Origin of the sequence: Microcoleus sp. T3_D1 (assembly GCF_036700405.1) — a bacterium.
Taxonomy (GTDB): domain Bacteria; phylum Cyanobacteriota; class Cyanobacteriia; order Cyanobacteriales; family Microcoleaceae; genus Microcoleus.
The window spans coordinates 6,818-30,414 of sequence record NZ_JAUBOV010000033.1 but is presented as its reverse complement, the minus strand read 5'-3'; the positions used below and the strand labels follow the sequence as shown (position 1 = coordinate 30,414).

Here is a 23,597-nt window from a genome sequence, read left to right as displayed (position 1 = left end):
CGTCAGATATTAGGAACGGGCAAGATGCCCGTTCCACAAGAACATTGAATTTTTGTGGAACGGGCATCTTGCCCGTTCTTATGTGCAAGCGTTACTTTTTTTCTATGCCACAGCCACAGAACCAGAAGAATTTCTCAGAAAACTCAGCAATTATTGAATTTTTGTGGAACGGGCATCTTGCCCGTTCTTATGTGCAAGCGTTAATTTTTTTCTATGCCAAAGCCACAGAAGCAGAAGAATTTCTCAGAAAACTCAGCAATTCTCGATTCACCGTTTGCGGCGCTTCCTGCTGAATCCAGTGACCACAGTGAGGAACTAATTTCAACTTAAACGGAGCCGTAATTAATCTGTCTAAACCTTCTACAAGTTTGTGGCTCAAAAACGCATCATCTTCTCCCCAAAGCACCAAAGTAGGAACTGTCACAGGTTCTAATTTCTGCCCCAAATTCCAAAGCCTCTGCGGATGAAACATCTGCCGGTAATAATTGATAGCGGCGGCTAATACTCCCGGCTTTTCTAAAGCAGTCTGATAAATCTTAGTTTCCTCAGCGCTAAAAGATCCTTTGCGAACAGCTTGTCCTTGGAAAACATTGTGAACAAAATCTTTCAAGTTTTGCCGGATCAACAATTCGGGAATGCCGGGAACCTGAAATGCCAAAACGTACCAACTGCGGCGGATTTGATCTAAATTGCTCGCCATTTCCTGCATGAATCGCTGCGGGTGCGGAGCGTTTAAAATTGCCAAGCGGTTGAGTTGTTCGGGGAATTTTTGAGCTAAGTGCCACGCGATCGCCCCTCCCCAATCATGACCTACAACGTGAGCTTTTGTATAACCGAGGCTCGCAATCAAACCGCGAATATCGGCGCTTAGGGTATCTAAATCATAGCCGCTTTCCGGCTTGTCGGAATCGTTGTAGCCCCGCAAATCCGGCACTACCACCTTGAAATGACGCGCTAAAGCAGGGATTTGATGACGCCAAGAGTACCAAAACTCTGGAAACCCATGCAGGAGGAGAACGAGCTCGCCTTCTCCTTGAGAAACGCAGTGCAGGCGGATGTTATTGGTTTTGACAAAGATGTGTTGCTGTTCGGAATCTAAAGAATTCATAGTGGGAAAGTTAGACTTATTTTCGGGAAGTACAGAACCCGCCGACTGGTAGCAGGCTAAAACGTCCCAATGGTGTTAATTTTTCTACTTTTATTGTAGCTGCTTTTCGATCCCCGCCGCTGCAATCTAATGAAACTTAAAACTTGTAGGGTTTTTGGGTGTCCGGTTTTTTATGCGTAACTACTGAACTCACGTTTTTTACCTTAAATCTGTTGTTTTAACAGCGGCGCAGGCGATTCAATAATAGCACAATTTCGTCCGTTGCCGATCGCATTTTTGCCGTCGATAGGTCAGATTGATTGACGATAATGCTAAACACCAGCGGCTCGTAATTCGGAACTTCGATATATCCCGACAGCGCCGAAACTCCGCTCATTGTTCCTGTTTTTGCTTGCATAATTACGCGATTTGGTGTAACATTAAAGCGATTTTTCAAAGTGCCGCTCTCGCCAGCGATCGGCAGTGACTGGCGGTAAATAGATGCAGCAGGTGAATTGGCCATAAATCTCAAAGTTTCCACTAAGGCTTCTGGAGTAATTAAATTGTGGCGAGACAAGCCGGAACCGTCGGCTAATCTGTAGCTGTTTGGATTTACTCCTAATTGAGTTAAAACTGTTTTTAACTCTTTCAAACCCATTTCACCTGTATCCTCTTGTGGCACAGGCATCTTGCCTGTGAGTGTTTGTGGCACAGGCATCTTGTCTGTAACTTTCCCCAACAATCTCAATAAAACTTCTGCATAAAGATTGTTGCTTTCGCGATTAGTTTCTCTCACCAATTCCGCCAGCGGCGGCGATTCAACGGTCGCTAATTCTTGATTTAAATTGCGAGAAGCCGATGCAACTAAAGCCTGTTTAACAGGAATTCCCTCAGCCGCCAAAACTTGCTGAAACTGCTGCAAAAAATTATTAGCAGGGTTGACAACTGCGACATAAGCTGATTCAGGTTCGCCACCAACTTTCAACTGTCCGCTAAGTCGAATTATAGGTCGATCGAACTCCCTGCCAACTTCAATAAACTCAGATTCGTTTTGAGCGACGGTAACAGTATTGTTCTGAAGTTGCCACTGATTTGCCAGCTTTGGTTCGGCAAAAGTAACTTTCAGAGGTTGCCCGATCGCCTGCGGGGACAAGAGAAGGTCGATCGCGTTTTGATTGAAAATTAAACTGTTAATCGGCGCTCCGTAGCCAGCTTGCGCGTCTTCCCATTCCCAATTCGGATTAACTGCACTGCCTTGAAAATAGCTGTCATCCCCAATCAACTGGTTAACTTGACTGATTCCCCGCTGCTTCAACTGCTGCGCCAAGGATTTCAACTGAGCCTCAGCAATGCTCGGATCTCCCCTGCCGGCAACGTACAAACTGCCATTTTCGCCGCTGTAAACCGATGTCTTAATCCGAAAGTCTGCACCGAGTTTCTGCAAAGCAGCGGCTGTGGTTAGCAGCTTGGCATTTGATGCTGGAATAAAATATTTTTGGGCATCGCGGCTGTAAAGAGTAGTAGTAGAAGATAGAGGTTGAATCAAAATGCCCCAGCGCGATCGGCTAAATTCGGGACGGTTGGCGATCGCATCTACTTGCGCTCCCAATTCCCCCGGACAAATATCCCCAGCAACCGCCGACGTTTGCGCCATAACCGCCGACGGACGCCCCAGAATTAGGACTAACAAACTCAGCGCAATTCTTTGGATTTTCAAAGTGCCAGTTCCTTAACAATAACTATTAAAATTAGATGCGCCAGAGCTTGGAAGTTTCACCGAATCAAGTCAATATTAATAATAATAACGCGCATGAATTCTCGGATTGAATAGCGCCTCTACAGGTTTTCCCTCTTTGAGGTGGTCTTCCACAATCAAGGGTACATCACTCGGTTTAACTCGACAATACCAAATTTCGTCCGGGGTAACTCGTACAGTCGGGCCAGTGGTGCACTGTCCCTGACAACTACAGGCTTCCACTTTCACCCCTGCAACTTGTTGAGCTTCAAAAGCAGCTAGCACTGCTGCTGAACCATTTTTCAGGCAAGATTGATACTGGCAAACCAATACACAGCGCGCTTCTGGTTGGGAGTCTGGTTCTGTGGCTGGAGATTCTGGCATTGGTAAGGATTTATCCGCTCTTTAAGATATCTTAACAATCTTGTCAGACCGATCGCTCGCCGGAGAGAGGCAAAGCGCAGAATTTTATAGTGCGATCGAAAAAAACAGCAAAATTCTGGCATTCAAACTTTTTCCTTCCTTCTACCTTCTAACGAATCCCTTCAGCAGAGCTGCCTTTCTTCAGTCTGTGCCGCCCTTTGCCTATATGATCGATAAGGAGAGATAACTCAATCAACCGCTAATCATGCCAAAAACAGTAGCCGATGTAATGAGCCGCGAGCCGATTTTGGCGCGACCCGAAATGCCCTTGAACGAAGCGATTAAAATTTTAGCCGATCGACGCATTAGCGGTCTTCCCGTCGTAGATGAGAATGACTTGTTGGTAGGAGTCATCTCCGAAACCGACTTGATGTGGCGGGAAACCGGCGTAACTCCGCCCGCTTACATAATGGTGCTCGACAGCGTAATTTATTTGGAAAATCCCTCTCGTTACGAGCGAGAACTCCACAAGGCTTTAGGACAAACAGTAGGAGAAGCCATGAGTACAGAGCCAGTTACCATCGGGCCCGACAAATCTGTCCAAGAAGCTGCCAAACTGATGCACGATCGCAGCATCCATCGATTGCCGGTGGTCGATACTGCGGGTAAAGTAATCGGCATCCTCACTAGGGGAGATATTATTCGCTCGATGGCTGCCGAATCTTAAATTAACTGTTGCAGTTCCAAGACTGTATCAGAAAATGAGTCGAGCGCTCTTTCAATCTCCCTCACTTTTGGCAATTACCAATTACCAAATCTAAAATCTAAAATCTAAAATCTCAAATCCGATGAGCATTACCCCTGAGTCTGTCGAACAATTGCTGAATTCCGAGGATTTTGGCGAAAGACTGCGAGCAGTCAACCAACTGCGGCAACTAGAACCCGCGATCGCCTATAAACTGATTCAAATTGCGATCGGCGACAAAAACGTCCGGGTTCGCTACGCAGCAGTCAGCCAGATATCAACCCTCGGCACGCAGAATCTGCCGAACGCTTTAGAGGTACTGCGAAACAGCCTGAACAACGACCCCGAACCCGACGTGCAAGCAGCAGCAGCCGATGCTTTGGGCGCATTGAAATTAACCGATGCTTTAGAAGATTTGCAGCAAGTTTATAGCAGTACCTCTGAATGGCTGGTGCAACTGAGCATCGTCGCGGCTTTGGGAGAAATGGGAGATCCGAAAGCCTTTCCGATGTTAGAAAATGCCCTCACTTCTGAAAACGAATTGATTCAAACCATTGCCATCAGCGCATTAGGTGAATTGGGAGATAAACGGGCGCTGCCGCTGCTGCTTCCCTACGCTTCCAATGCAGATTGGCAGATCCGTTACAGAGTCGCCCAAGCTTTGGGGCGGTTGGGCGGTGCAGAAGCACAGACAGCTTTGGAAATTCTCGCCAAAGATGAGGTCGATCAAGTTGCTCAGGAGGCTAAAGTCGGACAAGAAAATAGTTTGAAATCTTGAGATTGCTTTCGCGATCCGGAACAACCCTGCGCGGTTGTGAATTTTGAATTAATTTAGATTTTTTTGTGAGGATTCTACTAAAAACTTAGTTGGCGATCGCACACAGAATTCAGAAACCCGGTTTCTTCCTATATTTGTCGTTCCTCTCTGCAAAACTCGTAGAAACCGGGTTTCTAGCCAGCCAGCGGGCTGGGTGCGCCGCGTAAACCATACTAATCAGGAAAAATCTCAAATCTCAAATCTCAAATCTAAAATTGTATTGATGCCACGGGCGATCGCACATGGGAGCATCTCAGTTTTGTAAAAAGCATTTTTTTTTATTGTAGTGCGAGCGTCCCCGCTCGCGTATTGTACAATACGCGAGCGGGGACGCTCGCACTGTAAATGCAAAACTGAGATGCTCCCATCGCAAATTCCTTTGAAACTATCCTTAAATTCGAGCGTACTCTTCCCTTTACCAATCATAGCGGGGCTCTTGACATCCACACTTTGACAACAGCTATAATCAAAATAGATACAGCAGCGGCAGGGATTAACACAATTATTGAATTGTGTCCAGCCAGCTAGCGATCGGGGAAACTATCGTTAAGAGGGTAAGTCATCTACCAGCAAAAAAACTCTTAAAACTCGTGAACGTCCCCATGCTTGAACAACTACAAAATTCCGGTTATCAGTCCTCTGACATTTTAATAGGAGAGCGATCGGCCTCTCAAGTAGCACCAAGCCCAACCAATCAAAACTTTATTAATAGAGTTTTAGAACTTACCAACATCGAACGCAGCAAATTGAGTTTGTCCCCGCTAACCTTAAATACTCAGTTACTAAATGCGGCGGCAAATCACAGCCAAAACATGGCACTGCAAGACTTCTTTTCCCATACCGGAAAAGATGGTTCGTCATTAGGAAGTCGGATTTCTGCAACGGGCTATCAATTCTCAGCGGCGGCAGAAAACATTGCTGCGGGCTCTTCTACACCCGAACAAGTTGTATCATCGTGGATGAACAGCAGCGGCCACCGGGCTAACATTCTTAACCCGAATATCAAAGAAATTGGGATTGGTTACTATTTCTTAGCCGACGATACTGGCACAGAAAATTGGAATCACTATTGGACGCAAGTTTTTGCGACTTCTCTTGACGGTAGTGTCAATCCCGCACCGACACCGACACCTACTCCCACACCTACTCCCACACCAAACACTATATCTATTACTTCGCCAATACCCAATGCTACAGGGGACGGCAGCCCGACACAAGCACCCAAAAATACAGCCAGTGGCGGCAATTATTTCCTATCAGATAGTGCCGATACTCAAATACCAACAAATGCTGCGGGATTGCCAATTTTTGCCCTTTCCGGCAAAGACAATATCACGGGGGGAGAAGGTGCTGATAGCATTAATGGAATGCAAGGTGCGGATACAATTAATGGCGCAGGTGGCAATGACAGCTTATCCGGTGGCAAAGAATCCGATTTAATTGATGGCGGTGTTGGCAATGATTTTATCAGCGGCAACAATGATAACGATCGACTAATCGGAGGAGACGGTAACAATACTATTCGCGGCGGCAAAGAAGATGATGTCTTGATTGGCGGTAACGGATCCGATGTGTTGGCGGGCGATCGCGGGCAAGATATTCTGACGGGCGGCGGCGGAAATGATACGTTTATCTTAGCAGGAGGTTTGTCTGCTTCGGCTACTTTAATTGGTGCGGATGTGATTACCGATTTTGTGGCTGGGGATAAAATTGGTTTGACTGACGGTATCGGATTTGCCAATTTGACTTTTGAATCTGTGAGTTTGCAGTTGGATGGAGGCGCAAGCATCCCTTCTACGGCGATTAAGTCTGGCAGTAATTATTTGGGAATCGTGCAGGGTGTAAATCAAAGTCAGCTTACGGCGATCGTTTTTGTGAATGGGTAACGGGGAATCGGTAGTGTAAAATTTTACTTATGCAGCTTGTAAGGTGCGTCAGTTGGTAGGGATTGGATAGGTAGCCCAGATTGTCGAAGCTGACGCACCCTACTACTTCAGTTGTTATAGCAATTCTCCCAAATCTTGCTACAAACTGCATGATTACTAAGAGGGATAACTATGAAAAAAGTAGCCGTGTTTGGCAACGCTGGAGGCGGTAAATCAACTCTCAGCAAGAGATTATCAGAAATCACTGGTTTGCCACTTTACGCCTTGGATAAGATTCAATATCAATCTGGGGGCGCTGAGGTTCCAAATGAAGAATATAAGCGTATCCATGAGAAAATTTTGGCTACTGACCGATGGATTATAGACGGTTTTGGTTGTATGGAAACCGTCTGGCTTCGACTCAACGAGGCGGATAGTCTGGTTTTTGTCGATCTGCCCTTATACGTGCATTTCGGGTGGGTGACTAAACGGCTGATTACAGGTAAGTTTATACCGCCAGAAGGCTGGCCGGAAAAGAGCCCCATCTTGAAGAGTTCAATTAATAGTTACCGCGTTCTTTGGTTGTGTCACAAGTATTTGACTCCCAGATATCGCGAGTATGTCGATCGCGCCCAAAATACCAAAAGTGTTTATCACATCAGATCCACTGAAGAGATTTCACAATTTTTTGCATCGATATCGCAAATGACAGTTGACAGTTGACAGTTGGCAGTTGGCAGTTGTTAATGACTAATGACTGCTGACTGCTGACTGCTGACTACTGACTACTGACTAATGACCAATCGATGCTACTGCCGATCGCAAATTCCCTTGAAACTCCCCCAAAATGCGATCGCACTCTTCCTTCTCCAAATTAGTCCAGTGCATCATCAAAGCTAACTTAACAGACTTGCCACTTTTTTCGAGCAAAAAACCCGCTTCATCCCGGTTCAAATCAGTCAAATCTTGCAACATCCGCACAGCCCGATCGCGCAATTTCTTATTAGTTACTGCCACATCAACCATCCGATTGCCGTAAACCTTCCCCAGCTTCACCATTACCCCAGTCGAAATGATATTTAAAGCCATTTTTGTGACTGTACCGGCTTTCAAGCGCGTCGAACCAGCTACTACCTCCGGGCCAACCAACAACCGAATATCAACATCAGCCTCAAAATTGACTTGTTCGACGGGTACGCAGGCCATAAACACAGTCTTCGCCCCCCGCTGGCGTGCCGCCTGCAAAGCGCCCGCGACAAACGGCGTCGTACCTCCAGCCGTAATCCCGACAACTACATCTAGATTATTAATGTGACGGTGGGCGATCGCCTCGGCCCCATCCTCAGCCCGATCCTCCAAATCCTCCGAACTCCGCACCAAAGCCCCCGCACCCCCGGCAATTATGCCCTGTACGAGTTCTGGCGGCGTGCAGAAGGTGGGGGGACACTCGGCCGCATCCAGCACCCCCAAGCGCCCGGAAGTACCCGCACCGACGTAAAACAGGCGGCCTCCTTGACGCAGAGACTCTGCTGCAATGTCGATCGCATGGGCTAACTGTTCGCGGGCGCGGGCGATCGCGCTTAAGGTTTGGGCGTCTTCCCGGTTGAACAAGTCCACTAATTCGATCGAACTGAGTTGGTCTAAATTCTCGCTGTTGGCATTCACCTGTTCCGTCAGCAGATGCCCTCTTTCTTCTAAATTTTTCATCTTTCTTCCCCCTTGGAGACTCGCGCTGTACCTGTACCCAGGTCAGCAGCGAGAGGAAAAGGGGGGCAAGGTTTATGCTGCATACGAATAACCATCCTTTCTGTGAACAATTGAACAATATTTGTGGCTAATTCCTGACACCAATTCGCTCGGCGGAAATATTGAATGAGCCACTGGTTCTTACGGCAACACGTCCAACGTATGTACCAATTTTCTTGCCAGAGGTTACAATCGCTTTGACGATATCTCCCGTTTGAAAACCTTTAACAAACTTAAGTCTGGGGACATAGCGAGATGGAAAGCCGAATTTGCCAGTGCGGCACATTTGACGTGTCCCGTGACCAGTTGCTTTGATCGATAGTGGCTTGCTTGTTAAAATCTTCAATGACTCAACCTTTCCGACACAAGCTGCATCTAGCCAATGAGTTTTAGGTAAATTTAATTGAATGCGGTTGAACTTCGTTAAGCCACCACTACCTGTAGAAACAGGCTTGCCTGTTGTACGGAGTCGATTAAATAATGCCCAGCGAGTTGAGTTAACGGCTGCTGCGTCTTTTAACGGACGTTTTGCTTGAGATAGAATCCGCTTCAAAATCTCTGGCTTTTTAGACAAGAATTGCTCAACATCTTGAGTACCTTTCTTTTTGTTGCAAGCATCGCAAGCAAGGCAAAGATTAGAAATGCGATTAGATCCGCCTTTGGCTTTGGGATGAATGTGCTCGACTTGTAGCGGTGTATTTATTTCACCACAGTAAGCGCATTTTCTCTCCCATTTGTTCAACAAATACTCGCGCATCTCATAGCCATGCAAAACGCCTTGTTGGTACTCGATTCCAGAGATTTCTGGGTTTTCTAATTGCTGTAAGTCAAATCGCACAAGCTCTTGAGCAATAGAAGCAATGGGGGCGAGTTTCATCAATCTAGTCACCCATGTCAGTGTTGTTTCGACGCGGTGCTGCAAACTTGGGGCTAGCCAACCTTTAGGGCGAGTCCTGTTTAAGAATCTGGCCCGACGATAGCGAGTATGGCGATTCCTCCTGCCTCTACGCAATGAACGGCGAGATTCCAGACTGGCTTTAATAGCTTGTCCTCGGTGTGTTAACTCTGCACCAAAGATTACGTTTTCTCCTTGTATTAACGCAATTCCCGTAGTTCGAGAGCCAGGATCTATTTTGAGAGTGATTGGTTTTTGCGGTACTGTTACCTCTACTTTCAAAATTAGCGTGAATGGATACCTTTTGAAGACAGCAGCTTTGCCATTAGTTAGCAATTTACGTGCCAATCCGGGGCGGATTGGATTGAGCGGTCGTTTTTTGGTATCAAGTACAAAAACCAAATTAGACATTTAAGTCCTCCCTTACGGGGTAATGTTTGCTTCGTCAATGTTTAAGGTCGGTAACTATCTTAAAAGCACTGGCTTAACCCTTACACCTGTTTAACTTTTAAGTTCTAGAGCGGAAGACTAGCACGCATCCTCCGGTAGGTACTTCAACGCTTACCTTAAACGTAGTGGGCGAACCACTTAGACTGGTCAACTAGGCTCTTTCTGTGCCCGCGCTGTCTCGGTACTCCGAGCAGCGCCGGGTGATTGACGTTTTTTGATTAGTCATTAGTCATTGGTCATTGGTCATTGGTCATTAGTCATTGTCATTAGTCATTAGGTGTACAAAATAGGGTACGCACTGCCTGCCCGCTGGTGAGCTTGGTGAAGTCGTGACTCAAAGGCTCGAAATTTGCGCTTGCGGGCGATCGGCTAAATCTACTTCCTTTGAGAGAGGCAATTCCCCATTACCCATTACCCATTACCAATAACTGCTGACTAATGACTAATGACTAATGACTAATGACTATTACAAAAGTCCTTCGAGTCGGCGGCGAATCGAATCCAGTTCGTTTTGGGAAACGTCAGAATCCGGCTCCGGCTCTGGCTCCGGCTCCGGCTGCCACTTAGTCTGTGTTACATTGTTTTCTGGCGGAATCTCCAGCGCGCCGGCCGGCACCAGTTCCCAATCATAATCAACATCATCGCAGAACTCCTTAATTTCCTCATCGTCCATCGCCTCGACAGTGGGCTCTGGGAAATCCTGAGCTTCCAACATCACGCCAAAGCGGGTGGCGTCGTCTTCTGACTCAAACATCAGAACTTTATTGCGATCGCCGAGTTGAATGGTATGAATTCCCTCATTCTCGGTGCGGGCATTGAAGAGTAAGACGAACACTCGCATAAGTTTTAAAGACCTTCTTAACCACCGTTTTTTTATCTTAGGAGCGATCGTGCGATTTTAGATTTTAGATTTTAGATTGACTGTCGGTTTTAGGTGGTGTTGCGTGTTTTGATTAAGTTCGGTAAAGGTTTCTGGAGTCTACCCTGGAGGGGGACGTGTTTAGATTTTAGATTTTAGATTTTAGATTTTAGATTGACCACCGAGCCTGCACTAGCGGGATCGAGAGGATTTAGGGGAGTTGGAGGACTTGGTATTAGGTGGTGTTGCGTGTTTTGATTAAGTTTAGTAAAGGTTATTGGACTCTGCCCCGGAGTGGGACGTGAATCTTGAAATTCGATCCTCTGCTGCAAGCAACGCTAACGCCCGATCGGCACTTCCGATCTCACTTGTGAGTCTACCAAAGGCAGAAGCCACGCTGGCGGATCGCAGAAATTATACCTGTCTAAAATCGGCTGATTCCCTTAATTCCTGAATTCTCTGATTTCTGAGAAACACCCATGACTAACTCGGACGATAACAAAAATCAACTCGCACCCCGTCCCCACCGCCGCTGGTGGCGTCTGCTGCTGCTTAGCGGTACAGGATTGGGCATTATCGCCTTGGTTGGGGCGGCGCTAGGATACCAGTGGGTGCGGGAAAAGTTAGCTCCTTTGGTGGAAACGGAAGTCAGTCAGTTGCTGAAGCGGCCTGTGCAACTCGGACGTTTGGAGGGATTTTCTCTGACAAGTTTGCGATTTGGCCGATCGACTTTACCTGCAACTGCTACCGATCCCGATTACGCCTCTACAGAAGCAGTTAAAGTCAAGTTTTCGGTTTTGCAACTGCTGTTCACCCGCACTCTCAAATTAGATATTACTTTAGTTCAAGCCAACGCTTATATCGAACAGGATGCTCAAGGCCGCTGGGTTAATCTTCCCACAGCAGAGCGGAAATCTCCGGGTTTATTTAAAACTGAAGTTGAAGCAATTCGAGCTGAAAATGCCAGGGCGCTTTTGGTGCCGAGTCCCCCAGTCGGACAGAAAAGTTCGGCTCCGATTTCTGTAAATTTGAAAAATGGCAGTGCTTTATTTCGCGACCAAAATCAGCGCGTTCTCTACGAAGTCAACGGTCAGTTTACTAACCGCGATAATTTTATACTTAAAGCTGATTCTATGTTACCTGCAGCTCAAACTAACCTGCAGTTGCAGGGTCAAAATTTGCCTTTGCCCGACCTCGCTCGCTTGCTAAGACTTTCCAGCATTTCTTTACAAAAAGGTCTTGCTAATGGCAATTTGACCGTGCAAGTGCGAGACAATAAAGTATCGGGAATTACCGGAACGGCTAGTTTTGGAGGAGTGCAAGCGAGTATTCGTCCGCTGAAACAAACTATACAAAATAGCAGCGGCCAGTTGCGGTTTCAGGGAACTAATTTTATTGTCGATAGTCTGGCGGCTAATTACGGTCTAATTCCCCTTAGAATAGCAGGAACAGTTGCAACTGGAACTAATTTTAATTTGGAGAACGCTAGCTTCAATCTAACAACTAACGTGCAACCAGTTGCTTTTGCAAGTGTTGTCAGTGCGGTGGAGACAGAGTTAGGGCAGAAAGTAGTATTACCCGTAGCTGTTGCAGGGGAAGTGAAGGCGGATGCCAAGCTGACTGGAACAGTTGCAATGCCGGTGCTCACAGGTACGATCGCCTCGACAAAACCCGCTACGGTCGATCGACTGCAATTAAATAATATTAGCACTAACTTCAAATTGGAACGCGGGAGAATGGCTCAAACCCCAACTCCCGATTCTCAATCTTCTATTCCCCCGTTTTCCTCTTTAGCTTTGACTTTGAGCGATATTTTGGTAGTGCCGGCGGCGGGGGGTAAACTTGGCGGGAAAGGTCAAGTTGATATTGCTTTGGGAAGTAATAATTCTCCATCTGGTTTGGTGTTTGACTTGCAAGCTGAAAACTTGCCCGCAGATAATCTAGCCCAAATTTACGCTCTCCCCATTCCTGCTACTGTTACAATTGGCAGTGTGTCCGCAAAAGCTCAAATTTTCGGCCCGTTAGACAACATTCAAGCTAGAGTTCAATGGCAAGCACCGCAAGGGACTTTCCCCGCTGCGGGCTCCATTCGAGCCGGAGGAAATTCGGCGGATTTGCAAAATACTGTTGTGAAAATTGGCGACGCTTCTGTTAACGTGGATGCTGCGCTAAAAGACCGTCAATGGCAAGCTTTGATCGAGGGCAATGGCGTGGATCTCAACAGTTTGCAGCAAGTCCTGCCAGACCTTAATTTGCCTCCTGAACTAGCAGGTGTATTCAGCGGCACCGTCGAAGCTGCGGGCACTCTGGACGATTTGAGTTTAAATGCGATCGCTGCGACGGGCAAAGGAACGCTGAATATTGCTGACAGTATTGTTGATGTTAATGGCGAACTAGAATCTGGTCGTTGGCAAGTTTTTGGCAACACAGAAAAAGTAGCTGTCAATCAATTGATTGATATTGGCTTGCCGTTTTTAACACGGGAAAATACCGCCAATCTCGACAATCTAAAATCCAAAATCGAAAATCTAAAATCGTTAAGCGGACAGCTAGCCGGTGAATTTAAAGTTGCGGGCAATGTTGACGATTTGACGGCGGGCGGAATCAATGTTACTGGCAACGGTAGGCTCAATTTTGCCGACAGCAATGTGAATTTAAACGGAGAATTGGTAGGGGGAAACTGGCAAGCAACAGCAGAAACCGATCGCACTTCCATCAGCCGGTTGGTAGATTTGACACTGCCGATTTTAGATGCGGCTTCAGCATTCAATCCCGAAAATCAGCAATCTGCAAATCTCAACAATCTAAAATCCAAAATCCAAAATCTAAAATCGATTGACGGACTGCTATCGAGTCAATTTACAGCATCGGGAAGTCTTGACAATTTGACTGCTAGCAGCATCAATGCCATCGGCAGCGGCAGACTCAATCTTGCCGGTAGTGATGTTAATTTTAAAGGAGAATTGGTAGCCGGAAACTGGCAGGGAACAGCAGAAACCGATCGCACTTCCATCAGCCGCTTGGTAGATTTAGGATTGCCGATTTTAGATGTGGCTTCAGCATTCAATCCCGAAAATCCCCAAACAGTCGCCAACCTCAACAATCTAAAATCCAAAATCCAAAATCTAAAATCGATTGACGGACAAATATCCAATCAAATTCAAGCCAGCGGCAGTCTTGATAATTCAACCGCCGCTGACATAGGCGTCAGCAGCAGCGGCACACTCAATATAGGGGACGGTACTCTTGCTTTTAGAGGTAAATTAGAAGACAGACGCTGGCAAGCTTTCGCCGATGCCGATCGAGTTATTCTCAGTCGCTTAGAACAAACAATCCGCAATCTCCAACTGTTTCCACTAACGGCGACTTTGCCTAAAGGATTTGACGGCAGAGTTAACGGCGAATTCCAAGCAGCGGGCAGTTTGGATAACTTGACAGCGAAGGGAATTAGTGCTAGTGGAGAAGGAGTGATTGTGGTCGATCGACTCGGGGCGATCGATACTACGGCCAAATTAGAAAACGGCAACTTGCAAGCATTGCTGGAAACCAACGGAATTGCCGTCAGTAATTTAGAACAAACCCTCAAACAAACAGGTTTGCTGACAGCGGATTTACCGCCAGAAATTAACGGAACCCTCGACGGCCAAGTCCGCATTTTGGGAACAGTAGATAATCTAACCGCCAACAACATCACCGCCAACGGCGACGGACAAATTCGACTCGCCAACGGCGGAGGAATTGTCAATGCTAAAGGCCGCGCCGAATCGGGGAATTGGCGCGCGTCAATTGAGGGCGAGCAAATTGCTCTAAGTCGCTTCCAGCAAGCCTTTGAGTCGCAGCGACAAAGCTTGCAAGCCCAAGGTGTAGTTTCTGGTTCCCAAAATCTCCCGCAGCTTGGAGGACTGTTTAACGGCAATATCAATTTATCCGGCGCGATTGGGGCGGGCACGGGGGCACCGCCCCTACAAAATGTTCGCGCCGGCGGCAGTTTCCGCATCTCGGAATTGCCGTTTTTGAAACAACCTTTTGAGGCAGTATTTAATTGGGATGGCAAACGGGTGGAAATTGAGAACGCCACAACTCCCGGTTTGACAGCAAACGGCTTTGTTAACGTCGAACTCGAAGGTAAAGGAGGGCCGTCAATTTCCAACTTAGATTTGGATGTCAAACTCGCCAACTTTAACCTGGAAGCCTTACCGACTGAACAATTAGCATTTTTGAGACCAATTGGTCTCAAAAATCCTTCAGAGAATAATCTTCCCCTGCGCGGCAATGTAGATTTTACCGGCAGCCTCACCGGAACCCTCGCCGCCCTCAGCTTAGTTGGCGACGTGGAAGTGCGGGATTTAGCAGTAAATCAAGTCGCTTTTGACCCGGTACTGGCGGGGAGTGTGAATGCCGATGCTGGGAAAAGTGTAGATTTGCGTTTGGCCGGTCGCCAAGACAAAATCGAAGTAGCTTTAAATCCATCTTTTCTGCCGACATCTTTCTTAATTCAACGCGGGGAATCTGTGGCTAGGGGCCAAACCGAGGGAGAAACTTTGCGAGTTAATTTAAGCGATTTTCCCCTCGCTGCTTTGAATCTATCACCCGGTAAAGAGGCGGGTTTGGGGCCGATAACTGGTACGGTTTCGGGACAAGTAAATGTGCCCGGTTGGAAGATGCCGTTAAATCCGGCGACTTTGCAAGCAAGCGGACAAATTGCGATCGCCCAACCGGCGATCGGCTACATTAAAGGTGACAGTTTCCAAGCCGAATTCAGCTACGCTAACGGCAGCGCTACTCTCACAGATGGCATATTCCGCCAAGGCAGCGGTCAATACTTAATTTCCGGTAATGTTCAAACAGGCGCAAACCCGCAATTTGCCGGGAAAGTTAAGGTACAGGAAGGCAATTTGCAACAGGTTTTAACCGCTTTGCAATATTTCAATTTAGGCGACTTGGCTAGAGGCTTAAAACCTCCCGTTTACGGTGACAGTGGCGACGTGCAAACTGTAGCAGTGGGAGAATCAGAAGCCCCGCTAATCGAACAGTTGCGCCGTTTGGCAGAAATTGAAATACTTTTGCAGCGACAGCAGGCAGTGGAAAAATCAGAAAAAGTGCCTCCCTTATCTCAATTGCAAGGCACTTTTGACGCGGAAATTGCTGTCGCCGGTTCTTTGGAAACGGGTGTGGAAGCTCAATTTGACGTGGAAGGTGATAACTGGCAGTGGGGAGAATATGTCGCTGAAACGTTCAGCCTTGAAGGCAGTTTTCAGGACGGGATTTTAACTGTTTTGCCTTTGGAAATTCGATCGGGAAAAAGTGCGATCGGCTTTTCGGGACAACTGGGGCAAAAAGCTCAATCCGGGCAGTTGCGGGTAGAAAATGTGCCCGTGGAAGAGTTGGCAGAACTGGTGGAATTGCCTTTTGTGGATGTCACAGGAAATTTGAATTTGCGGGCGAATTTGGCCGGCAGTTTGGAAAACCCACAAGCCACCGGGGAATTGAGTTTGCTGGAAGGTACGCTAAACGGAGAACCGATTAAACAAGCCGACGGCAGTTTCAGTTACAGCGATGCCCGCCTGAATTTTGGCGGCAGCGCTTTGATAACTCAAACTGAACCGATTGAGGTCGCCGGAAGTTTGCCTTTTGAGTTGCCGTTTGCAGCGGTGAAGGCCGACAGCGATCAAATTGATTTGAGGGCGAATTTGCAAAATGAAGGTTTGGCAATTATTAATGTATTGACTCCGCAAGTTGAGTGGGTCAGCGGTCAGGGACAGGTGCAAATTCGCGTGGGAGGAACGCTGCAAGACCCTGTAGCGCAAGGAATTGCGAATTTTGAAAATGCAACCGTCCGCGCGCAAGCCTTCCCAGAACCGCTGACAGGGGTGACTGGGACGGTGCGCTTTGAGGGCGATCGTATTCGGGTAGAAGGAATTCGGGGACAGTTGAGTCAGGGAGAAGTTGTCGCCCAGGGCGTGATTCCGCTGTCTGTGCCTTTTGCGGAGGGCGATGTCGATGCGGATAATCCTTTGGCTGTAAATTTAGACAAGTTGGCAGTGAACCTGAGAGGATTGTACAGCGGCGGCGTAGTCGGTCAAGTGCAGGCAAGGGGCACGGCTAGGCGTCCGCAGTTGAGCGGTAATATTGAACTGTACAACGGTGAAGTATTTCTCCGAAGTCCCGGCGGCGGCAGAACTGAGTTAGCTTCTTCCTCTTCTGCTTCTGATTCAGATTCCACATCTTCTGCTTCCCCTGCGACTGAGGTTTCTGATTCCCCTTCTGCTGCGACTTCCCCTTCCCCTTCCCCTTCCCCTTCCTTTGAAGTTGGATTGAACGATTTGCGGCTGAATTTGGGCCGGGGAATTCGGGTAACGAGTGCGCCGATATTGAGTTTTCAGGCGACTGGGGGCTTGACGGTGAACGGAACTTTAGATGACCTTCGCCCGGAGGGTACGATTCGGTTGACTTCCGGGTCAGTGAATTTGTTTACAACGCAGTTTAGACTCGATCGAGGATACCCGCAGACAGCTACCTTTGTACCAACACAAGGACTCGATCCGACGCTGGATGTGAGATTAGCAACTTCGGTGCAGGAAGTAACGCGGTTCCGCATTCCCGGCACATCTGTAGCCTCTGAAATAGCAGACGAACCGACAACTTTCGGCAGCGTGCGGAGTGTCCGAGTTCAAGCGTTAGTGCAGGGAAGGGCTTCTCAGTTGGGGGAAAATCTGGAGTTGAGGAGTTCTCCGAGTCGATCGGAAATAGAGATTGTAGCGCTGTTAGGCGGCAGTTTCGTGGAGACTTTGGGACAGGGAGATAGTACACTGGCGATCGCAAATTTAGCCGGTGCGGGTTTATTGAACAACCTTCAATCTGCGATTACTAACGCCACAGGATTAAGCGAATTTCGCTTATTTCCCACTCGAATTAGAGGCAACGAAGCACAAAGTGCTAGTTCCAGTTCTGGTGCGGGTTCTCTCGGTTTAGGTTTAGAAGTTGGATTTGACATCACGCGCAATATTTCAGCATCAATTATTCGAGTTTTGTCAGCAAATCAACCGACAGAATTTACTGTGCGCTATCGATTGAGCGATAAACTTTTACTCAGGAGTTCCAGTAATTTTCAAGGAGACAACCGTGTCACTGCTGAATATGAATTGAGGTTTTAGGCATCAGCCAACAGCCAACAGCCAACAGTTACCAATTTCTAAATAATTTGCTATAATAGTAACAGCAGCAAATTGGTACTGCTAACCCCACACACAAGGTTAGAGGAGTTAAGTCAAATGGCAAACAAACTCCAAGTTAATACACAGTCGATCGGCTACAGCGACTTGTACTGGAACCGCTTTAGTCCGAGAGTGGCGACTATCAGCAGTGTCCGCAACGCCAATCATTGGGAGGGCGGATTTCTCACCTATATTGCATTTCCCACAAAAGTGGAAGCTACAGCAGCAATGAAATATTTGCTCTTGCATCAAAAAGCTGCTGATGTCGATATGCGGAAAGCCAAGCGAATGAAAGCAAAAGGCATTCGGTGGGAACTCAAAATTCGGGGTTTAGCTTTTAATGAAGTGCTGAAACTGGCAACAATGGATATAACTGGAAAGCTAGTTATGTCACCTGCAACTACTACTGAAGCCACAGGCTGATAATTGAAAAACTTCGTAGTTGCGCTAAGGGTGGTAAAGCGCAACTACCAGCCTAAAAATCCCTAAAAGATTGCATTTTTCTTCTTCCTTCTTCCCTCTTCCCTCTTCCTTCTATAATATGCGTTTCATCAGCCCCAAAACAGACTTTGCATTCAAAAAAATATTCGCTTCTTCCGAACATCCAGAAATTTTAATCAGTTTCCTAAATGCCATGCTGTATAACGGAGAACCAACAATCCAAGAAATAGAAATCATTGACCCTTATTCAGCCGGCAGCGTTACAGGATTGAAAGACACTTACCTCGATGTCAAAGCCAAGATTACCGGCAACAAAACCGTGATTGTGGAAATGCAGGTACTCAACGTCGCCGCCTTTGAAAAACGGGTAGTGTACAATGCAGCGACAACCTATTCTACTCAACTCAAAGCCGGAGAAGGTTATTTAAAGTTAAATCCAGTCATTGCTTTAACCATCACCGACTTTATCTTATTTGAAAACACGGAAAAACTAATCTCTAACTTTGAATTCACAGAAACAGAAGAGAAATTCGTCTATCCCAACTGCGAGTTAAAGTTAGTGTTTGTGGAGTTACCGAAATTCAAAAAAGAATTGAATGAACTCGAAACTCTGCCGGAAAAATGGATTTACTTTATGAAAAACGCGCCCTCTTTGGAAGCAGTACCAGATACATTGGGGTCTATTGAAGAGATTAATACCGCGCTGGAAATTGCCAACCGAGCAAATTTGACACTAGACGAATTGAATGATGTAGACAAGCGAGAAATGTTTATCCAAGACCAAATCGGGTCTGTGATGAAAGGGATAGAAATTGGTCTACAACAGGGGATTGAACAGGGAATACAACAGGGAATCGAACAAGGAATCGAACAGGGAATCGAACAGGGAATCGAAAGGGGTAAAATTGAAGGGGAAATAGGATTAATTATGCGTCAGATAGTGCGGCGGGTGGGTGATGTTACACTGGAAGTTCAAACTCGCATCCAGGGGTTATCTGCGGAACAGTTAGATGATTTAGGAGAAGCTTTGTTGGATTTTAGGAGTCAAGAGGATTTGATTGCGTGGTTGGAGTCGGCGGCGGGATGAACTGATGAGTTAAAAAGAGACTCAATCGATTTTAGATTTTAGATTTTAGATTTTAGATTGAAGCATTGAAGCATTGACCCCACGGATAAATTCGGGGGCTTGTTTATCGGATACACGTCAGGGATTTTTAACGTGGATTTGGTATAATTCCCAATCTCTGCATTCCTTTAAACTTTAGTATCTGCGGGAACTTCCCTCTGTACCAGCATCCAACCTAACAGCGCTAAACTAACTCCAAGAATGAGAAATCCTAAATCCCAAGCTAACTCGTTGATACCGGGTTTGACGTGGTGGATTCCCAAAATTTGATGGTCAACAATGCCTTCAACAAAGTCAAACAATCCAGCACCAATTAATATTGAACCCAAAAAAGTTTGAGTTGACAAAGGAACATCTTTGCGCTTCACAGCACTCCACAAACAGAAGATTCCCGCCACTGTTACCAACCAATCCGCAGCGTGAAACAATCCATCTCCGAGGGTATTTAATTCTAAACCGGCAACGGTAGCATCGGTTTTAACGCTGCTAAACATATGGTGCCACTGGAGGAGTTGGTGCAGCACAATGCCGTCAAAAAAGCCGGATTGACCGATACCGAGGAGAATTCCTGCGATAATTAGAGGTCGGCGGTTGTTAACAGCGGTGGCTGGTGAGTTTGTGCGATCGTCCAATGGAAAACCTCAGATTATTTAACTGCTGAGCCTGGGTCGGTGAAGGGATTTGCCAATACATTTTTTAGTTTTGCTGGGGAGGAGGGGCGATCGCATCATCCGCGCGATAGATTTCTGGATACTCTTGATGCTTAATGCCAACTACAAATCTAGTTTATAATTTGATTAACCATTCATCAACAGTCATATTCTCAAACAAAATAGGTTGAATTCGCCTCAAAACTTCCTCAATTATATCTGATCGACATTCACTAAGAAAACTTGCCTGCCTTGCGCGATAATCTTGCATAACGGAGTTGATCCGTCATAATTACACCTGTTATCGTTTCACCTTCGGGAATGGGAAGATAAAACGGATTTTTGCGTTGTGTGTTGCTAATGGGACAGACGAACACAAACCCCATTTTTTGGTTAAATTTAGTTTGACTCACCACCAGTGCAGGCCTAGTCCCCATTTGTTCGTGTCCTGCTTGAGGGTCAAAATTGAGGCGAATAAAATGACCTCGTTCGGGGATATAGTTTACCAAACTTCCTCTCCTTCTGGTTTTCCCCAAGAGACTTCTTCGCTAGATTCTATTTCGCCTGCCAATAATTCATCTAGGGTATACTTTGATATTTTATTATTTACAGGCTCTATGACCAGTTTCCCATTTTCTATGCTGCAAATTACTGAATCTTCGGCTTTAAGGTTGAGAAACTTTACTATGTAGTCTGGTATTGGCAAAGCCAAGGAATTACCTAATTTGCTGATGTGTATTTTAGCGGTCATACATTTGCGATATTAACACTCAGGTTTATTTATTCTAACCCAATATTGGGCGGGGCGGGTTTATTGAGATTGCTGTTTATAAACATAGAGGTTGGTGAACCCGCCCTTACATAACCTTTGTCTATGCAAATACTGCTTCTACGGCTTTCGGCAATGCGATCGGCACAAAATATGTAACTGGATACAAATAATCTTCGCCGGATTCATCAATAACTCGAATAAATTGATGTTCCGCAGCGCGATTGTCCGGTATCATTTGGTAGATTTTTCGCACTTCCCATGATGCTTGATAGTCTTGATTGTTAATGCAAACTACAAATTGTGTTTCTAAGTTAAACTTCAACATATTTGCATAAAGTAGTCTGTTCAGAAGCAGTTGCCTCTGTCAACAAAATCGTCCCCTCAGTTGTCAATTCCCATCTATCGCGAGGCGAACCTGTTTCTACATATCGCTGAACCAAGCCATCAGCAGCCAGTTTTTTTAAGACAACCATCATGTCAGGTTCTCGCGGTACATCTCTACGGGAAAGTGCATTCGCGAGTTCGTACCAACTCCACTTTCCTTGACCTTTAGCTACTAATTCCAGCAGCACTAATTCAAGCTGGGTTAATTGAGTTAGGTTTTTCATCAAAATTCCTCTACGCTCGGATGAAATAAAACGCCGAATCCTTGTTTTAATTTATAATCTTCAAGAGTAGCTGTGTGAGCATTGTTCCCAAGTTCATAAGCCTGATCCGGGTCGGCTGGTTGTCCAGTTGGGTAGCCAAGCTTTTTATACCTGAGATACTCGCGTAACTCGTGAGTATAAAAGCGTAAATCAACAGGCTCAGCTACAAGGGTCTGGGTGGTGATACCTCTTAACCTTTCAACCATTCTTAGCTCAGCTTCACCAACGGGATTAAATCTGCGAACATGAGCTTCAACCAAGGCAACGCCTTTATCAGTAATTTTAACATTTTGATAAGATAAGTTGAGAATCTTGCCGCCAGCTTTTGAGGGATTGAAAGGTCTGCCACTTGTTGCACCTTTTTCTATCCTTTTATTCTATTGACCTTAATCTACTGGCATAAGTGTTTGAGACTCAAAACTATCTAGATATTTTTGCCAGTCGGCGATCGCCCACAATAATTTTAAATTGTACCTGAAATTTATCAACTGTTAAACAAGCCCCCGGATTCATCTGTGGAATGGGCCTCTTGCCCGCCCGGAATGTTAAATTTTAATACTAAAAAATCGATCGCCCGATCGCTCAAAACTACATAATGTGAGTTACAAGTTCGTAGGCGTAAGCCGGGGCGTAGCCATCGTACTTCTATCAAAAATCCTAAATCCCAAAACCTCATTGCCCAAACAGACCCTTTCTATGGCAACCTAAAAAACAGCAGACACAATTTTATAAACTCTAATTACAGAACACTAGCAACCAGTTATGCAAACTCTGCCGAACCCCACTAAAACCGCATCTAGCCAACCCACCTTCGACACCACCATCAAACGCCGCAAAACCCGGCCAGTCAAAGTCGGTAGCGTCACCATCGGCGGCGGCAACCCCGTCGTCGTACAATCGATGATTAACGAAGACACCCTCGACATCGACGGATCAGTCGCCGGAATTCGTCGCTTGCACGAGATTGGCTGCGAAATCGTCCGCGTCACCGTGCCCAGCATGGCCCACGCCAAAGCTTTAGCCGAAATCAAGCAAAAACTGCACGCCACCTACCAACCCGTGCCCCTCGTGGCCGATGTCCACCACAACGGCATGAAAATTGCCCTCGAAGTGGCCAAACACGTAGACAAAGTGAGAATCAATCCGGGACTTTACGTGTTCGAGAAGCCGAAAGCCGACAGAACCGAATACACCGACGCCGAATTCGCCGAAATTGGCGAAAAAATCCGCGAAACCCTGGAACCTCTGGTGATTTCCCTGCGCGACCAAGGCAAAGCTTTGCGAATCGGCGTTAATCACGGTTCCCTCGCCGAACGGATGCTCTTTACCTACGGCGACACGCCCGAAGGCATGGTAGAATCCGCCCTGGAATTCATCAAAATTTGCGAATCCCTCGACTTCCGAAATATCGTCATTTCCCTGAAAGCCTCCCGCGCGCCCGTGATGGTTGCTGCTTACCGCTTGATGGCGCACCGGATGGACGAACTCGGCATGGATTACCCGCTGCATTTGGGCGTCACGGAAGCAGGAGACGGCGAATACGGCCGCATCAAATCCACCGCAGGCCTCGCACCTTTGTTAGCTGACGGCATTGGCGACACCATCCGCGTCTCGCTGACAGAGGCCCCAGAAAAGGAGATTCCCGTCTGCTACAGCATTCTGCAAGCCTTGGGACTGCGGAAAACGATGGTTGAGTATGTCGCTTGTCCTTCCTGCGGTCGCACTTTGTTTAATTTAGAGGAAGTGTTACACCAAGTGAGAGAGGCGACGAAGCATCTCACGGGTTTGGACATAGCAGTAATGGGCTGTATTGTCAATGGACCGGGAGAAATGGCTGATGCTGATTACGGCTATGTCGGGAAGCAACCGGGTTATATCTCGCTGTACCGGGGCCGGGAAGAAATTAAGAAAGTCCCGGAAGACCGAGGTGTGGCAGAATTGATTGACTTGATTAAATCGGACGATCGCTGGGTCGATCCTTAGCCCCGTCAGGAACAGGCAAGATGCCTGTTCCACAAAAAAACATCAAGCTTCTTGTGGGGTGGGCTTCTAGCCCGCCCGAAGAACAGGCAAGATGCCTGTTCCACAAAAAAACATCAAGCTTCTTGTGGGGTGGGCTTCTAGCCCGCCCGAAGAACAGGCAAGATGCCTGTTCCACAAAAAAACATCAAGTTTCTTATGGGGT

The 23,597-nt window shown here is 46.8% G+C and carries 20 protein-coding genes and 1 pseudogene; 9 read left to right on the top strand and 12 right to left on the bottom strand.

All coding sequences use genetic code 11. The annotated features are described in order from the left end of the window. Positions 1 to 211: 211 nt before the first annotated feature. From QT992_RS16400 to QT992_RS16390, 3 genes are all read right to left on the bottom strand, one after another. Complete coding sequence (locus tag QT992_RS16400; RefSeq protein WP_333322121.1) at positions 212 to 1,108, bottom strand: alpha/beta hydrolase; 897 nt, start codon at positions 1,106 to 1,108, stop codon at positions 212 to 214. A gap of 217 nt (positions 1,109 to 1,325) precedes the next feature. Further along, positions 1,326 to 2,798 (bottom strand): D-alanyl-D-alanine carboxypeptidase/D-alanyl-D-alanine endopeptidase, encoded by a 1,473-nt coding sequence (gene dacB / locus QT992_RS16395; protein WP_445305391.1) that lies wholly within the window; start codon positions 2,796 to 2,798, stop codon positions 1,326 to 1,328. An 81-nt stretch (positions 2,799 to 2,879) separates the two neighbouring features. After that, on the bottom strand, positions 2,880 to 3,206 hold the full coding sequence (locus tag QT992_RS16390; RefSeq protein WP_333322118.1) for a (2Fe-2S) ferredoxin domain-containing protein: 327 nt from the start codon (positions 3,204 to 3,206) through the stop codon (positions 2,880 to 2,882). A 244-nt stretch (positions 3,207 to 3,450) separates the two neighbouring features. Between QT992_RS16390 and QT992_RS16385 the strand changes: the two genes are divergently transcribed. The 4 genes from QT992_RS16385 (at position 3,451) to QT992_RS16370 (ending at position 7,335) form a co-directional block, all read left to right on the top strand. Beyond that, a complete protein-coding gene (locus QT992_RS16385; RefSeq protein ID WP_333377327.1) occupies positions 3,451 to 3,912 on the top strand; it encodes a CBS domain-containing protein in 462 nt (153 codons plus the stop codon). Between the two features lie 121 nt (positions 3,913 to 4,033). Further along, a complete protein-coding gene (gene nblB / locus QT992_RS16380) occupies positions 4,034 to 4,708 on the top strand; it encodes a phycobilisome degradation protein NblB (protein ID WP_333322114.1) in 675 nt (224 codons plus the stop codon). Between the two features lie 641 nt (positions 4,709 to 5,349). After that, positions 5,350 to 6,633 carry a CAP domain-containing protein gene (locus QT992_RS16375; protein ID WP_333377325.1) on the top strand — a complete coding sequence of 428 codons (1,284 nt, stop codon included), beginning with the start codon at positions 5,350 to 5,352 and terminating at the stop codon, positions 6,631 to 6,633. A 171-nt stretch (positions 6,634 to 6,804) separates the two neighbouring features. Then, positions 6,805 to 7,335 carry an adenylate kinase gene (locus tag QT992_RS16370; protein ID WP_333343023.1) on the top strand — a complete coding sequence of 177 codons (531 nt, stop codon included), beginning with the start codon at positions 6,805 to 6,807 and terminating at the stop codon, positions 7,333 to 7,335. 69 nt (positions 7,336 to 7,404) lie between these two features. Here QT992_RS16370 and murQ read toward each other — a convergent pair whose 3' ends face one another. From murQ to QT992_RS16355, 3 genes and pseudogenes are all read right to left on the bottom strand, one after another. Beyond that, complete coding sequence (gene murQ, locus QT992_RS16365) at positions 7,405 to 8,319, bottom strand: N-acetylmuramic acid 6-phosphate etherase (protein ID WP_333343022.1); 915 nt, start codon at positions 8,317 to 8,319, stop codon at positions 7,405 to 7,407. Positions 8,320 to 8,391: 72 nt separating this feature from the next. Then, a pseudogene (gene iscB / locus QT992_RS16360) lies at positions 8,392 to 9,664 on the bottom strand (RNA-guided endonuclease IscB). A 505-nt stretch (positions 9,665 to 10,169) separates the two neighbouring features. Beyond that, positions 10,170 to 10,544 (bottom strand): DUF3110 domain-containing protein, encoded by a 375-nt coding sequence (locus QT992_RS16355; protein ID WP_333321172.1) that lies wholly within the window; start codon positions 10,542 to 10,544, stop codon positions 10,170 to 10,172. A gap of 497 nt (positions 10,545 to 11,041) precedes the next feature. Between QT992_RS16355 and QT992_RS16350 the strand changes: the two genes are divergently transcribed. From QT992_RS16350 to QT992_RS16340, 3 genes are all read left to right on the top strand, one after another. Continuing rightward, a complete protein-coding gene (locus QT992_RS16350) occupies positions 11,042 to 17,716 on the top strand; it encodes a translocation/assembly module TamB domain-containing protein (RefSeq protein ID WP_333377323.1) in 6,675 nt (2,224 codons plus the stop codon). Positions 17,717 to 17,833: 117 nt separating this feature from the next. Next, complete coding sequence (locus QT992_RS16345) at positions 17,834 to 18,199, top strand: hypothetical protein (RefSeq protein ID WP_333377321.1); 366 nt, start codon at positions 17,834 to 17,836, stop codon at positions 18,197 to 18,199. A 118-nt stretch (positions 18,200 to 18,317) separates the two neighbouring features. Beyond that, entirely contained in the window at positions 18,318 to 19,304 is a 987-nt protein-coding gene (locus QT992_RS16340) for an Rpn family recombination-promoting nuclease/putative transposase (protein ID WP_333377319.1), read from the top strand. A gap of 167 nt (positions 19,305 to 19,471) precedes the next feature. Here the strand turns inward: QT992_RS16340 and QT992_RS16335 are convergent, their stop codons facing one another. From QT992_RS16335 to QT992_RS16310, 6 genes are all read right to left on the bottom strand, one after another. Then, the gene (locus QT992_RS16335; RefSeq protein ID WP_333342373.1) at positions 19,472 to 19,975 is read right to left on the bottom strand and encodes a DUF2243 domain-containing protein; all 504 of its coding nucleotides are present in this window, start codon (positions 19,973 to 19,975) and stop codon (positions 19,472 to 19,474) included. 251 nt (positions 19,976 to 20,226) lie between these two features. Then, entirely contained in the window at positions 20,227 to 20,502 is a 276-nt protein-coding gene (locus tag QT992_RS16330) for a type II toxin-antitoxin system PemK/MazF family toxin (RefSeq protein WP_333342371.1), read from the bottom strand. After that, positions 20,496 to 20,744 (bottom strand): AbrB/MazE/SpoVT family DNA-binding domain-containing protein, encoded by a 249-nt coding sequence (locus tag QT992_RS16325; RefSeq protein ID WP_015174616.1) that lies wholly within the window; start codon positions 20,742 to 20,744, stop codon positions 20,496 to 20,498. The genes QT992_RS16330 and QT992_RS16325 overlap by 7 nt, the downstream gene beginning before the upstream one ends. 121 nt (positions 20,745 to 20,865) lie before the next feature. Beyond that, the gene (locus QT992_RS16320; protein ID WP_333342369.1) at positions 20,866 to 21,090 is read right to left on the bottom strand and encodes a hypothetical protein; all 225 of its coding nucleotides are present in this window, start codon (positions 21,088 to 21,090) and stop codon (positions 20,866 to 20,868) included. Beyond that, on the bottom strand, positions 21,077 to 21,373 hold the full coding sequence (locus tag QT992_RS16315) for a hypothetical protein (RefSeq protein WP_333321162.1): 297 nt from the start codon (positions 21,371 to 21,373) through the stop codon (positions 21,077 to 21,079). The genes QT992_RS16320 and QT992_RS16315 overlap by 14 nt, the downstream gene beginning before the upstream one ends. Continuing rightward, positions 21,373 to 21,672, bottom strand: coding sequence for a hypothetical protein (locus tag QT992_RS16310; protein ID WP_333321160.1), 300 nt, complete (start codon positions 21,670 to 21,672; stop codon positions 21,373 to 21,375). The genes QT992_RS16315 and QT992_RS16310 overlap by 1 nt, the downstream gene beginning before the upstream one ends. 502 nt (positions 21,673 to 22,174) lie before the next feature. Here QT992_RS16310 and ispG point away from each other — a divergent pair. Both ispG and QT992_RS16300 read left to right on the top strand, forming a co-directional pair. After that, positions 22,175 to 23,395 (top strand): (E)-4-hydroxy-3-methylbut-2-enyl-diphosphate synthase, encoded by a 1,221-nt coding sequence (ispG, locus tag QT992_RS16305; protein WP_333342367.1) that lies wholly within the window; start codon positions 22,175 to 22,177, stop codon positions 23,393 to 23,395. A gap of 20 nt (positions 23,396 to 23,415) precedes the next feature. Further along, on the top strand, positions 23,416 to 23,597 hold a 182-nt coding region (locus tag QT992_RS16300), incomplete at its 3' end, for a hypothetical protein (protein ID WP_333377317.1).